General features: G+C 67.1%; 11 protein-coding genes and 1 tRNA gene. 10 read left to right on the plus strand and 2 right to left on the minus strand.

Translation table 11 applies throughout. From position 1 onward, the window contains the following. Positions 1–31 precede the first annotated feature (31 nt). The 7 genes from JS533_RS09360 (at position 32) to JS533_RS09390 (ending at position 8,596) form a co-directional block, all read left to right on the plus strand. Complete coding sequence (locus tag JS533_RS09360; protein ID WP_241514151.1) at positions 32–742, plus strand: histidine phosphatase family protein; 711 nt, start codon at positions 32–34, stop codon at positions 740–742. A gap of 142 nt (positions 743–884) precedes the next feature. Beyond that, positions 885–2,150, plus strand: coding sequence for an alpha-amylase family protein (locus JS533_RS09365; RefSeq protein ID WP_241514152.1), 1,266 nt, complete (start codon positions 885–887; stop codon positions 2,148–2,150). Between the two features lie 84 nt (positions 2,151–2,234). Next, the gene (locus JS533_RS09370; protein WP_241514153.1) at positions 2,235–3,728 is read left to right on the plus strand and encodes an amino acid permease; all 1,494 of its coding nucleotides are present in this window, start codon (positions 2,235–2,237) and stop codon (positions 3,726–3,728) included. Positions 3,729–4,025: 297 nt separating this feature from the next. After that, positions 4,026–5,681, plus strand: coding sequence for an AmmeMemoRadiSam system protein B (gene amrB, locus JS533_RS09375; protein ID WP_241514154.1), 1,656 nt, complete (start codon positions 4,026–4,028; stop codon positions 5,679–5,681). Then, the gene (amrS, locus tag JS533_RS09380) at positions 5,678–6,880 is read left to right on the plus strand and encodes an AmmeMemoRadiSam system radical SAM enzyme (protein WP_241514155.1); all 1,203 of its coding nucleotides are present in this window, start codon (positions 5,678–5,680) and stop codon (positions 6,878–6,880) included. The genes amrB and amrS overlap by 4 nt, the downstream gene beginning before the upstream one ends. Before the next feature lie 167 nt (positions 6,881–7,047). Then, positions 7,048–8,367, plus strand: coding sequence for a hypothetical protein (locus JS533_RS09385; protein WP_241514156.1), 1,320 nt, complete (start codon positions 7,048–7,050; stop codon positions 8,365–8,367). A gap of 156 nt (positions 8,368–8,523) precedes the next feature. Further along, positions 8,524–8,596, plus strand: a tRNA-Ala gene (locus tag JS533_RS09390). Between the two features lie 100 nt (positions 8,597–8,696). On the opposite strand, the gene JS533_RS09395 is transcribed toward JS533_RS09390, so the two are convergent. After that, positions 8,697–9,398, minus strand: coding sequence for a nitroreductase family protein (locus tag JS533_RS09395; protein WP_241514157.1), 702 nt, complete (start codon positions 9,396–9,398; stop codon positions 8,697–8,699). Positions 9,399–9,578: 180 nt separating this feature from the next. On the opposite strand from JS533_RS09395, the gene JS533_RS09400 reads away from it, so the two are divergent. Further along, on the plus strand, positions 9,579–9,983 hold the full coding sequence (locus JS533_RS09400; protein ID WP_241514158.1) for a pyridoxamine 5'-phosphate oxidase family protein: 405 nt from the start codon (positions 9,579–9,581) through the stop codon (positions 9,981–9,983). Between the two features lie 139 nt (positions 9,984–10,122). Here JS533_RS09400 and JS533_RS09405 read toward each other — a convergent pair whose 3' ends face one another. Beyond that, complete coding sequence (locus JS533_RS09405; RefSeq protein ID WP_241514159.1) at positions 10,123–10,995, minus strand: response regulator transcription factor; 873 nt, start codon at positions 10,993–10,995, stop codon at positions 10,123–10,125. A 191-nt stretch (positions 10,996–11,186) separates the two neighbouring features. On the opposite strand from JS533_RS09405, the gene JS533_RS09410 reads away from it, so the two are divergent. Beyond that, complete coding sequence (locus JS533_RS09410) at positions 11,187–12,026, plus strand: histidine phosphatase family protein (RefSeq protein ID WP_241514160.1); 840 nt, start codon at positions 11,187–11,189, stop codon at positions 12,024–12,026. Positions 12,027–12,148: 122 nt separating this feature from the next. Further along, positions 12,149–13,099 carry a magnesium transporter CorA family protein gene (locus JS533_RS09415; protein ID WP_241514161.1) on the plus strand — a complete coding sequence of 317 codons (951 nt, stop codon included), beginning with the start codon at positions 12,149–12,151 and terminating at the stop codon, positions 13,097–13,099. Positions 13,100–13,162 lie beyond the last annotated feature (63 nt).

The raw sequence follows: 13,162 nt of genomic DNA on the forward strand, positions 1-13,162 counted from the left end.
ACCGGCCGCGGCCGGTATAGGGGAGGACGACATGACCGCACCACACGTTCGTTCGATCACGCTCGTGCGCCACGGGCGCACCGCATACAACGCGCGGCATTGCTTCCAGGGACAGATCGACATCCCGCTCGACGAGGTCGGCCGCTGGCAGGTGGCCCGCACCGGCGAGGCGCTCAGGACGCTGTACGTCGACGGACAGCCCGAAGGCCGCCGCCAGCTCGTCGTCGCCTCCGACCTGAGCCGCGCCGCAGCCACCGCGCACGCGTTCGCCGACCCGCTCGGACTCGACGTGCATCTCGAACCGCGCGTGCGCGAACGCAGCTTCGGCCAGTGGGAGGGACTCGAACTGGCCGAACTCGAACGCAAATACCCGGAAGACTACCGTTCGTGGGCCGAATTCCGCGGCGGCGAACTCAAATACGGGGCAGAACCGAAGGCGCACGTGGGCGCGCGCGGCGCCGAGGCGATCGACGACTGGGCGCACCGGGCCGGAGACGACACCGACCTGTTCATCTTCTCGCACGGCGCGTGGATCATGCAGACCACGCTCACCCTGCTCGGCTCGTCCGTCGCGCACCCCGACTTCGCCGACATGCTGTCGATGCGCAACGCACACTGGGCGCGATTCGTGCCCGCCGACATGCCCGACGACACGCTGCGCTGGCGCATGGTCGACTACAACCACGGCCCCGCGCTCGCCGACACCGACCAGTGGGAGCATCCCTCGGGCCTGACGGCCTGACGGGACATGCGAAAGCGTAAACGCAGACGCGCAAGGCTATGCTGGATAGTGACGAAAACGTTCGCATAACATCCCGCGCCACGTTCTTCGCGCAAGGCCGGGAACTGCCTGCGGACAACCGGAACGTTGGAAGGAGCCGGCAATGACCAACGACGCGAACCTCAACACGATCTGGTGGCAGGTCTATCCGCTCGGCTTCACCGGCGCGCCCATCCGCCCGCGATCCGACGCCGAACGCGCGGTCACGCCGCGGCTCGACATGATCACCTCGTGGCTCGACTACCTCATCGACCTCGGCGCGAACGGCCTGCTGCTCAACCCGATCTTCGCCTCCACCAGCCACGGCTACGACACGACCGACTACTACCGCATCGACCCGAGGCTCGGCGACGACGCGGCCTTCGACCGGCTCGTCGCCGCATGCCACGAACGCGGCATCCGCATCATGCTCGACGGCGTGTTCAACCACATCGGCCGCGAATCCGCGCTCTTCCAGCGCGCGCTCGCCGGCGGCGATCCGGCCGCCGAGCGCATGTTCCATATCGAACGCGATGCGGCGACCGGCAAGGCGACCGACTACGCGAAGTTCGAAGGCAACGGAGACCTGCCCGAATTCAACCACGACGATCCGGCCGTGGCCACGCTCGTCGGCGACGTGATGCGTCACTGGCTGGGCCGCGGCGTGGACGCGTGGCGGCTCGACGTGGCCTACGCCGTGCCGCCGGCATTCTGGACGCGCGTGCTGCCGTCCGTGCGCGCCGAATTCCCGCATGCGTGGTTCATGGGCGAGGTCATCCACGGCGACTATCCGGCGATCGTCAAGGCGTCCGGCATGGACTCGGTCACCCAGTACGAACTGTGGAAGGCGATCTGGAGCTCGATCAAATCCGGCAACTTCTGGGAGCTCGACTGGAGCCTCAAACGCCACAACGAGTTCATGCGCACGTTCACGCCGCTCACCTTCGTCGGCAACCACGACGTGACGCGCATCGTCAGCCAGATCGGCGAGGCGGAGGCGGCGCTCGCCGTGACCGTGCTGTTCACCGTCGGCGGCGTGCCGAGCATCTACTACGGCGACGAGCAGGCATGGCGCGGCGTCAAGGCCGACGCGATGGGCGGCGACGACGCGGTGCGGCCCATGTTCCCGGGCGTTCGCGACGCGCTCGGCCACGACGGCGAATGGATGTTCCGTCTGCTGCAGGGGCTGATTTCGATCCGCCGACGCAACCCGTGGCTTGCCCGCGCCGTGACCGAACCGACGAACGTGAGCAACCACGCGTACTCGTACGACGTGGTCGGCACGGGGGAGGACTCCGGGCGGCGGCTGCACGTCGACCTGCGGCTGGGGGAGCGGCCGGTGGCCGACATCAGCGAGAACGGCAGGAATCTGTACCACGTCGAGCACTAGGCCGGGGCCGCTGGTCGGGTCGCCCCGTATACTGTTCTGGGCCGTTTTGACGGCCATCATCGTACCGATAGCAGAGAGAACAGCATGAGCCAGTCCGACACTGACACCTCCACCGAGCCGACCGCGGCAGATCCGACACAGCAGTCGGCCGTCGACGAGCAGCCCGCCCACCGCAAGCACGCGCTGCACACGAATCTCAAACGCGGCATGGAATCGCGGCATCTGCAGATGATCTCGCTCGGCGGCGTCATCGGCACGGGCCTGTTTCTAAGCTCCGGCTACACGATCCAGCAGGCCGGCCCGATCGGCACGATCCTCGCGTACGGCATCGGCGCGCTCATCGTGTACCTCGTCATGCTCACGCTTGGCGAACTGTCCGTCGCGATGCCGGTCACCGGTTCGTTCCACGTGTACGCCGAGAAGTTCATCGGCCCAGGCACCGGTTTCGTGATCGCCATCCAATACTGGCTCACGTGGACGGTCGCGCTCGGTTCGGAGTTCACCGCCGCGGGCCTGCTCATGCAGCGCTGGTTCCCGCATACGCCCACATGGATATGGTCGGCGGCGTGCATCGTGCTCATCTTTGTGGCGAACGCGCTGTCCGTGCGCTTCTTCGCCGAAGCCGAATTCATCTTCGCGTCGATCAAGGTGTTCGCGATATGCGCGTTCATCGTCATCGGTCTGCTGGCGATTTTCGGCGCGGTGCCGATCGCCGGATACGACCATGCGCCCCTGTTCGGCAACCTCGTGCGCGACGGGATCTTCCCGAACGGCTTCATGCCTGTGTTCGCCACGATCCTCACCGTCAACTTCGCGTTCTCCGGCACCGAGCTCATCGGCGTGACCGCCGGCGAGACGCGCGACCCGGAAACCGCTGTGCCCAAGGCCATCCACACGACCCTGTGGCGACTCGTGCTGTTCTTCATCGGCTCGATCGTGGTCATGTGCGCGCTCATCCCGTGGCGAGAGGCCGGCGTGGGCGAAAGCCCGTTCGTGCTCGTGTTCAACTCGATCGGCATCCCGTACGCGGCCGACATCATGAACTTCGTGGTGCTCACGGCCGTGCTGTCCGCCTCGAACTCCGGCCTGTACGCGTCCACGCGCATGGTGTGGTCGATGGGCAACGAGGGCATGATCCCGCGCTGGTTCGCCAAGACCAACCGCCGCGGCGTGCCGATGCTCGCCCTGTGTGCGGCGATGGCGGGCGGCCTGCTGGCGCTGCTGAGCTCCGTGATCGCCGCATCCACCGTGTATCTGGTGCTGGTGGCGCTGTCGGGCCTGTCCGCGGTGGTGGTGTGGATCGCGATCGCGTACTGCCAGATCGTGTTCCGCCGCCGGTGGATCGCCTCCGGGCACAGTGCGGACGAACTCAAATACCGCACGCCCGGCTATCCGTACACGTCGTGGGGCGCGTTCATCCTGTGCACCGCCTCGTTCCTGCTGGTCTTCTTCGACAAGGAGCAGCGGTTCGCGCTCGTCGCGGAGCTCCTGTTCATCGTGGTCTGCTACGCCGCCTACTTCGCGCAAGTCTGGTGGCGTAAACGGCATCCGGCCGAGCCCGAACTGCAGCTGCCGTGACGTTGATGCCGGCAGTTTGACGATCGAGAGGCGAAATACGGGTCTTGCATCGGTCGGTTTGACGATCGAGAGGCTATTGGTTCCGTGTCAGCCCCATGACATGCACGGTACGACGCCGTCAAGCGTGCTGTATCAGCGGATCATATCGGGGCATAGCGCGCAGGAACGCCTCTCGATCGTCAAACCGACCCGTGCACAAGGCCAAATCAGCCTCTCGATCGTCGAACTCCGTGATCTCAAGGCTCATATCCGGCGGCCGTCCTCGCGACTATCATGGAAGGCGAAGAGGTGGTTGCCATGATGAGGTTGTTCCACGATGATGCCCGCGATGATGCCGCCCGCACCCTTCCCGAATCGACGTACATCCGCCCGGACGCGGTGGCGGGATCGTTCTACCCGTCCGATCCCGACGAACTGCGGGACATGATCGACCGGCAGTTGGCCTATGCGCGCACGCTGCTGCATGATTCCGGATTTGCGAAGCGTCTCCCGGCCGGAGCTCCCAAAGCGGTGATCGTGCCCCACGCCGGATACGTGTACTCGGGCACCACCGCGGCGCTCGCCTACGCGCTGCTCGAACGCGGGCGCGGCACGATCCGCCGCGCCGTGATCATCGGTCCGACGCACCGTGTCGCCGTGCGCGGCGTCGCATGTCCGACGGCCACCGCGTTCCGGACACCGCTCGGCACCGTGCCGGTCGACCGGGATGCGGAACGCCGCGCGCTCGCAACCGTGCCGTCCCTGATCGTCAACGACGCGACTCATGCGCGCGAACACGCGGTCGAAGTGCAGGTTCCGTTTTTGCAACGTGTGCTCGGCGACGATCTGGCCATCGTGCCGCTCAACGCCGGCGACGCGAATCCCGCCGAGGTCGGCGACGTGATCCGCGCCTTGTGGGGCGGCCCTGAAACGGTGATCGTGATCAGTTCCGACCTGTCGCACTACCATCCCGAATCGGTGGCCCGCGCGCTCGACGATGAGACCATCGCGCATATCGCGCCGTGCGGCAAGCCGACCATCCGACCGAGCCGCGCGTGTGGCGCGTATCCGATCAACGGCCTGTTGGACGTGTGCCCCGACAAGGGCATGCAGCTGCGGTTCCTTGGCTGCTCGACTTCGGGAGACGACGGGGAAGTGGCGCTCGCCGATGCGGCAACGGGCGACCGTCACGCCGACCGGCCGCCGATGAACGATCCCGATACGCCGGTGGTTGGCTATGCGTCGTTCGCCGCGTGGGAGCATGATCCGCAACGTTCGGAGAGCGCGGAACGTTCAGCGCATTCGGCGACGTTGACGGAGACCTCCGACCGGCATACGGACGGTGCGGACGAGGCAGGCGATACCGGCGATACGGACGACGGCAAGGCCAGCCTGCCCGAGCACGCGGACGCGGTGCTGATTCATCTGGCCCGTGCCGCGCTCGAGCGGTATTTCGACCTTGCCAAGCCCGACGATCCCACGCCCGCCGACATCGTCGCCGAGCATCCCGAACTCAAGCGGCTTGGGGCCAGTTTCGTCACCCTGACCGAACACGGCAGGCTGCGCGGCTGCATCGGCACGATCGAAGCCTACCGCCCGCTCGGACGAGACATCGCCGAACATGCGATCGACGCCGCCACCCACGACCCGCGGTTCCGGCCGGTCACCGCGGACGAATACCCGGACCTGCGCGTGGAGGTGTCGGTGCTGTCCGCGCCCGAACCGATGCGCGTGCCGTCGCGCGCCGCGCTGGAACGGATGCTCGAACCCGGCCGCGACGGGCTGATCATCGACGACCGGTACGGCCATCGGGCCACGTTCCTGCCGCAGGTGTGGGCCGAACTGCCCGACAGCCACGAGTTCGTCGGCCATCTGCTGCGCAAGGCCGGATTGCCGGCCTTCTACGACTGGCAGGACGGAAGCGTGTCCTGCCAGCGCTACACCGTCACCGCGTTCGGCGAGGCGTCGCGATGAACGCGATGAACGCGGCGATACGGACCGTGAAGGCTACGGCGGGCGCCTCCGCCGCGACGGGAACGACGGCACGTCCGTCTTCCCCTATGCGCACGATGCCGGCCCCGCCCGCCGGCGCGCAGCCACCCGATTCCCCGGCCGTCGGCCGATGGCAGCATCGTCTGCCGGACGGACGCACGCAATGCGACCTGTGCCCGCGACACTGCTCGTTGCGCGACGGGCAGCGCGGCTTCTGCTTCGTGCGCTCCAACCATCACGGCACGATCATGCTCGATACATACGGCCGCAGTTCGGGTTTCGCGATGGATCCGGTCGAGAAGAAGCCGCTCAACCACTTCCACCCCGGTTCGGCCGTGCTGAGCTTCGGCACGGCCGGCTGCAACTCGGCATGCCGGTTCTGCCAGAACTGGGACATCTCCGCCTCCCGCCGATGGGACACGCTCGCCGTCGAGGCCTCCCCGGAGACGATCGCGCGCACCGCGGTCGAATACGGGGCCGAATCGGTCGCGTTCACCTACAACGATCCGATCGTCTTCGCCGAATACGCGATCGACACCGCGCAGGCGTGCCGCGAGCATGGCGTCCATGCGATCGCCGTCACCGCGGGCTACATGTCGGCCGCCTCACGCGCCGACTTCTACCGGGTCATGGACGCGGCGAACATCGATCTCAAAGGCTTCACCGAGGACTTCTACCACACGGTCACCGGCACGCATCTGGCCGACGTGCTCGACACGATCGACTACGTATGCAACGAGACGGACGTGTGGGTCGAGCTGACGACCCTGCTCATTCCCGGATACAACGACGACGACGCGCAGCTGCACGCCGAGTGCGCGTGGATCCGCGACCATTGCGGGCCGGACGTGCCGCTGCATTTCTCCGCGTTCCACCCGGACTACAGGATGCGCGACGTGCCGCCCACGCCGCTCGCCACGCTCGTGCACGCGCGCGAGATCGCGATGGGGGAGGGGCTGCGCTTCGTCTATACGGGCAACGTCGTCAACCGGGACGGCGACACCACGTTCTGCCCGGCATGCGGGCAGGCGCTTATCGTGCGCGACTGGTACGACATCGTCAACTACCGGCTCACAGCCGACGGACGCTGTCCGGCGTGCGGATTGACGATTCCCGGTCGGTGGAGCCCGGCCGGCGCCGGAGGGTTCGGACGGCGCAGCTGGCGCGTGGTCATGCGATGACCGGCGGCCCGCGCGGGCCGGCGGCGGCCCGCGACGGTCGGGATTGTGCCCGCTGCGCGGCCGCAGGGCGCGGACTTGTGAAGATTCTGACAGGAAGCTGTGAGGGTTACGTTGTTTTCACCTGCGATTCAGCGCGTTGCCAAGAATTATCGCTAGGCTCACGAACCGTGAGGAATTTTTTCAAAGGCATTTCGCTGACGTCGCTGGCCGCGGGCGCGCTCGCCGCGGTCACGTCGTTCCTGCTGTCGGCCAAGATAGGCATGGCCGGCTCGGTGATCGGCGTCGCCGCGGGTTCGATCGTCTCCGCGGTCTCGTCGCAGATCTACAAGAACGTGCTGAGCGCTTCAGGCCAGAAACTGCAGGATGTGACCGGCGTCGGCTCGTCGTCGACGGACGGCGACGGTACCGACGGCACTGACGGCAAGGCCGACGGCAAGACCGAAACGGCCGACGGCAAGACGACGAATGCGGCCGGCGCGTCCGGCGCCGCCGATGCCGGCGAGGAGACGACGGTGCTTGCGCCTGGCGCGGTCGCGCTGCGCGACGGCGATGCCGCGGCATCGCATGAGGGGCGGGTCGTCAGCTCGGCCGACGAGGCCGGCACCACGGTGCTCGACGCCGCGACCGGCACCGACGGCACCGCGGTGATGACGGCGGTCCATGGTGCCGTTGCGAACGGCAAGCCGGGACTGCCGGGTCTGGTCGCGGCGAGCGAGACGGCCGGAACGCAGGGACGTGACGGCCGCATCGGCCGTGTCGCGTCGTCGCGGGGCGGCGTGCAGGCCGGCGTGCATCATGTGGCCGCGCCGAGCGTGGCCGCGACCGTCAGACAGAAGCGGATCGCGCTGGCCGTCGCCATCATCAGCTCTTTGGTCGCCGTGGCCGCGACCGCGGGCATCATCATGCTGATCACGCAGGGACAGGGCACCGACTCGGTGGTGCGCGACATCGTCAACACCACGCAGACCCCGCCGCAACAGCCCGCGGAACAGGGCACGACCAGCGGCACGGACGGCCAGACGTCCGGCACGCAGAACGGCACCACGGACAATGCCGGCACGGACGGCACGTCCGGCAACGACACGACCGACGGCACGTCCGGCACCGGCGGCGACGATTCGGGCGATACGTCGTCGGACGGCGCGACGACGGACGGATCGACCTCCACGGGCGACGGGTCGTCCGGCGGTTCGACGAGCGGTTCGACGACGGACGGCTCCGGCAGTTCGTCCGATTCGTCGTCCGGTACGACGTCCGGGTCGACATCGGGCACGACGTCCGGTTCCGATTCCTCGACCGGGTCGTCGTCCGGCACGACGTCCGGTTCGACCGGCGAGTCGGGGTCGACGTCCTCGGGATCGTCGTCGTCCGGGTCGACGTCCGGTTCGACGTCGACCGACGGTTCATCCTCGTCGGGTTCGTCTTCCGGCACGTCGTCGGGTTCATCGTCCGGTTCCGATTCCTCGTCCGGGTCGTCGGCGCAGTAGGTCGAACCGGCACGTACGGGTCGGTTCGCAGGCCCGGCATGAGGGCGGTGCGTCATGCCGGGCCTGCCGCGCCGCGCGGGGCGGCCGCCACATGCGACACGCCGGGGGTTGCGTGCTTGCGGATCCTGTCGTAACCTATCTCAGGTTCGCAAGAACGGGGCTATGGCGCAGCTGGTAGCGCATCTCCATGGCATGGAGAGGGTCAGGGGTTCGAATCCCCTTAGCTCCACAGACAAGGCCGGAACACATTGTTCCGGCCTTTTTCGTTGTTCGATCCTCGGCTGTGGCCCGTGGGCCCTGCGGAGCCATGTCGCGCAGGGCCGGGAATGCTACGCCCAGACGAATTCGGTGTGGCCAGCGCCCAGCTCGAAGTGGAGACGGGCGATGCCGAGACCGATGTCGGACTGCACGCCCTCGAGCGCCTCGGCGTGGACGGTTCGCCCGTCCGAAAGCAACGTGAACCGGAACGGCTGCTTGCCCAGCGCGCTCGGCGCCAGCTGCGCCGCCTGCAATCCGCGCATGAACCATTCCGGTGCGTCGGCAAGCGCGCCGTCGCCCTCCACGGCGCCCAACTCCTCGACCGGCCTGCTGCGATGAGGACGGCCCGGACGGGTGGCATGGCCGAGCGCGATCGCCGCGGGCATGCGCTCGTCGTCTTCCAGGCGCCAGAATCCGTTGTGCTCGGCCACCTCGTGCAGCACGGCCCAGCCGGTGTCCAGCCCGAGCGACACCGCGGTCAGGGCGAGACGCTCGCCGAAGTATCCCGCACGTTCGTCCAAGTCCACATCCGCGTCGGCGTCGTCGCGTCCGACCAACGCGACACACCAGCGCACGTTCTTGAACCGGCCGTAATGCGTCGGGCATCCGCCGAACGCATCCGCATCGTCATGCACCAGCCGGATATCGAGCCCGCCGTCCGCATTCGCCTCGGCCACGGCGGCGCGCAACTTGTCCAACACGGCCCCGTCGATCGGCTGATCGGTGAAGTCGCGCACGGCATGACGGGCTTCCATGGCTTCAAAGATGTTCATTACGGCTCCTCGACGACATGTCCGTTGATGGACGGTACGGAATGCTGCATTATGCTGCCCCCATCGTAGAAGACGCACGATATATTCTCTGAGAGATTTTTCACAGGGGCGCGCTGGCGGTCGCGCACGGTCTGGCGTAGGCTGGAATCGTTTGGCAACCGTATGTGAAAGGACGCTATTATGGCAACGCTCACCGCTGAGATGAAGACCTTCATCGAGAACAACCTCGCGTGGATCACCACCGTCGACAAGGATGGCAACCTCGACCTCGGCCCGAAGATGTCGATGTTCGTGCTCGACGACAACCACCTCGCCTACCACGAGCGCACCGCCGGCCAGCATCTGAAGAACCTCGAGGCCGGTTCCCCGCTGGTCGTGGCCGTCGCGAACCTCGCCGAGAAGAAGGGCTATCGCTTCCGCGGCAACGTGGTGCTGCACACCGACGACGCGATCTACGACGAGCAGGTCAAGGTCGCCGAGGAGAAGGGCACCAAGAAGCCGGCCGCCATCCCGGTGCTCGAGATCACCGAGATCCAGGACCTGTCCTCCGGCGCCACCGCCGGCAAGACCATCGAGAAGGACTGACCTGGTTCCGGCCGGTTCCGGTCGAAGCCGTTCAGGTCTCGAATGACGTGGAAAGCCGCCGCCCGCATGATCGCGGGCGGCGGCTTTCCGTTAGAGGCTTTCGCCATGGATCACCCATATGTCCGGGCGGGCCGTCCGGTCATCGGATGCGGTACTCCTGACCGCGTTGCGTGATGAAGAACCCCAGGCGGCGCATCTTGCGCGTGAGCGAATACAGGGTCGTCGCCATCACCGCCCGCTGTTCGACGAACCCGACGCCCTCGCCGAACACGAGACGCGATAGATCATCGAAGCTCAGGAACCGTCCGTCGGCGCGGATGAGCGCCTCCAGCGCGGAGTACTCCCGCGGCGAGAGGGCGATCGGCCGGCTCGTGCTGCGATAGTAGGCGCGCTGGGCGCGCGTGTCGAGCGTCAGATCGCCGTGGATGAGCAACGCCGGCCCGTCCGCGTCCGCATGACCCGGGGAGAGCAGTTCGATGTACGACAGCAGTTCCGCGTCGGAGAACGGCTTGTTGACGGTGACGGCCGGATGCAGGACGGAGGACGGATCGTCGATGCCGTACCGGCTGGCCTGCTCACGTCCGCGCGGCATCGACGGCGTGGCCAGCAGCGCGATGCGCGGCAGTGGACGCCCGTCGTCGGCGGCACGGTCGCCGTCGCCGGACGGCGCATTCCGCGCATTTCGCGTGCGCAACAGCCGTTCGAGCCGCTCCATCAGCCGCGGGTCGGCCAGATCGTCGAGCAGCACCGCATCATAGAACCTCGCGGATCGCGACGCATGTTGCGCGGCCTGCGGATCCGCATCGACACGGCGGACGTCGCCGGTCTCGCGGGCGTCGTCGTTGCCGTCGTTCCCACCGGTCCCGTCCGTCCGACCGGCGTCGCCGGCGCCGAACGCCTCGTCGAGCTGCTGCCCGTCCGAAGCCACGTCGACCATGTGCCCGGCGGATTCGAGCGTCCGGGCCACGGCCGACCCCAACGCCGTGCTGCTGGTCACGAAGAGCAGATCCATCGTCGCCTCCTGCATCCCGTTGCGATGCCTGTTATGCCAAGCACTATAGTCTCGCGCGTTCGCGACGGCGAGGCGACGGCGAGGCCCCGACACGTCGCCCGCCCCAATCCGATGCCGGCCGGCCGATATGATGTGAACGGCGGCGGGAACCGGCGCCGCCGGACAACCGGACCGACGAACGGGAGCGGGACATGATCGACGAAGTGGTGATGCTGCGGCACGGACGCACCTCCTACAATCTGGCGCGCCGACTGCAGGGGCAGATCGACGTGCCGCTCGACATCGTCGGCCAATGGCAGGTCGACCAGGCCGGATTCGAACTCGCGCAACGCTATTACTGGGCCAAGGTCGGCGTCATCGCACGGCATCCCGAACGTCTCGCCCAACCCGGTCCCGACGCGGCCGAACGCAGCAGCATCGACGAATACCGCGTCGCGCCCGCCGCGCGCCGCCGGCTCGCCGTCATCTCCTCCGACCTGTTCCGCGCGCAGCAGACCGCGCACGCCTTCGCCGACCTGCTCGGCGTTCCCGTCGAGCTCGACCCCCGGCTGCGCGAACGCAAGTTCGGCCAATGGGAGGGCCTGACCCGCGACCAGATCCGCGCGATGGACGAGGCGGCCTACGTCTCGTGGCGCCGGCACGAGGGCGGCGAGCTCGCGTACGGCGTCGAAAGCCGGCGCGACGTGGGGCGGCGCGGCGCCCGGGCGATGCGCGAGATCATCGCCGACCCGCGTCACGCGGACGAGCCGACCACGCTGGTGGTCGTCGGCCATGGTTCGTGGATCGCGGCCACCATCGAGACGCTGATCGGACTCGACCCGGACGGCAACGCGCTCGGCGGCATCCGCAACGCCTCGTGGAGCCGGCTGAGCCTGGTCGGCACGATGGGCGGCGTGCCGCTCGACGAGCCGGTCTGGCAGCTCGACGAGTTCAACCACGCGCCGGCGATCTCCCAATACGTCGACTGGGAGAACGGCCCGGCGGACCTGCGAGGCCCGGACATGCCCGGCTGGAAGCCGATCGCGGGGTAGCGGCGGCGGCCGTCGCGAACCGCACGGCGGGACTGTCGCACCGTAGGGACTATTCTTGTCTCGGTTTACGTGGGACGCGGCACGGGCCGCATACGAACGGCGGAAGGCGGGTGAAACGAGACATGTTGAGAATCTTCAGCACCATCAATGGCCAAGTGGAGCAGGTACAGAAACCCGAGAACGGTTCGTGGATATCGCTGAGCGAACCGACCGACGTGGAACTCGCCACCATCGCGCAGGAGACCGGCGTGGATCTGGCGGATCTGCGCGCCCCGCTTGATGACGAGGAACGTTCGCGCGTCGACATCGAGGACGACTACACGATGATCATCGTCGACATCCCGACCGTCGAGGAGCGCGGCGGACGCGACTGGTACGAGACGATCCCGTTGTCGATCATCGTCACGCAGAGCCTCATCATCACCGTGTGCATGCAGGACACGCCCGTGCTCCACCCGTTCATGGAGGGCACGATCCGCGGGTTCAACACGTTCATGCGCACGCGCTTCATCCTGCAGATCCTCTACCGCAACGCGACCATGTACCTGCGCTACCTGCGCATCATCGACCGCGAAAGCGACAAGCTGGAACTCAAGCTGCGCCACTCCATGCAGAACCGCGAGATCGTGATGCTCATGGAGCTCTCCAAGACCTTGGTCTACTTCACCACGTCGCTCAAATCGAACGAGATCGTGATGGAGAAGCTCACCACGCTGCCGCGCGTCAAGCAGTACCCGGACGACGAGGACCTGCTCGAGGACGTCATCACCGAAAACAAGCAGGCCATCGAGATGGCGAACATCTACAGTGGCGTTCTTGCGAACATGACCGACGCGTTCGCCTCGATCGTGTCCAACAACCTGAACAACGTGATGCGCATCTTCACGATCATCTCGATCACGCTGTCGGTGCCCACGCTCATCTTCTCCATGTACGGCATGAACTTCCAGGAGGGCATGCTCGGCATGCCGCTGAGCGACAAGCCGTGGGGCTTCGCCGCGATCATCATCATCTCGATAGCCCTGTCCGCGGTGGTGACATGGTTCCTCACCCGTTCGCGCATGTTCAAGTAGGCGACGTCGCGTCCCGCGTGCGTCGTGCGGCGTCCGCGGCGTGCGCGGCCGTGCTGCTGACAT

Source organism: Bifidobacterium amazonense (assembly GCF_018555435.2).
GTDB lineage: Bacteria > Actinomycetota > Actinomycetes > Actinomycetales > Bifidobacteriaceae > Bifidobacterium > Bifidobacterium amazonense.

Excerpts from the sequence above, each read along its gene's own strand:
- JS533_RS09405 (WP_241514159.1), bottom strand. The coding sequence starts at position 10,995 with ATGGATCTGCTCTTCGTGACCAGCAGCACGGCGTTGGGGTCGGCCGTG.
- JS533_RS09370 (WP_241514153.1), top strand. The coding sequence starts at position 2,235 with ATGAGCCAGTCCGACACTGACACCTCCACCGAGCCGACCGCGGCAGAT.
- JS533_RS09400 (WP_241514158.1), top strand. The coding sequence starts at position 9,579 with ATGGCAACGCTCACCGCTGAGATGAAGACCTTCATCGAGAACAACCTC.
- amrS (WP_241514155.1), top strand. The coding sequence starts at position 5,678 with ATGAACGCGATGAACGCGGCGATACGGACCGTGAAGGCTACGGCGGGC.
- amrB (WP_241514154.1), top strand. The coding sequence starts at position 4,026 with ATGATGAGGTTGTTCCACGATGATGCCCGCGATGATGCCGCCCGCACC.
- JS533_RS09365 (WP_241514152.1), top strand. The coding sequence starts at position 885 with ATGACCAACGACGCGAACCTCAACACGATCTGGTGGCAGGTCTATCCG.
- JS533_RS09410 (WP_241514160.1), top strand. The coding sequence starts at position 11,187 with ATGATCGACGAAGTGGTGATGCTGCGGCACGGACGCACCTCCTACAAT.
- JS533_RS09415 (WP_241514161.1), top strand. The coding sequence starts at position 12,149 with ATGTTGAGAATCTTCAGCACCATCAATGGCCAAGTGGAGCAGGTACAG.
- JS533_RS09360 (WP_241514151.1), top strand. The coding sequence starts at position 32 with ATGACCGCACCACACGTTCGTTCGATCACGCTCGTGCGCCACGGGCGC.
- JS533_RS09395 (WP_241514157.1), bottom strand. The coding sequence starts at position 9,398 with ATGAACATCTTTGAAGCCATGGAAGCCCGTCATGCCGTGCGCGACTTC.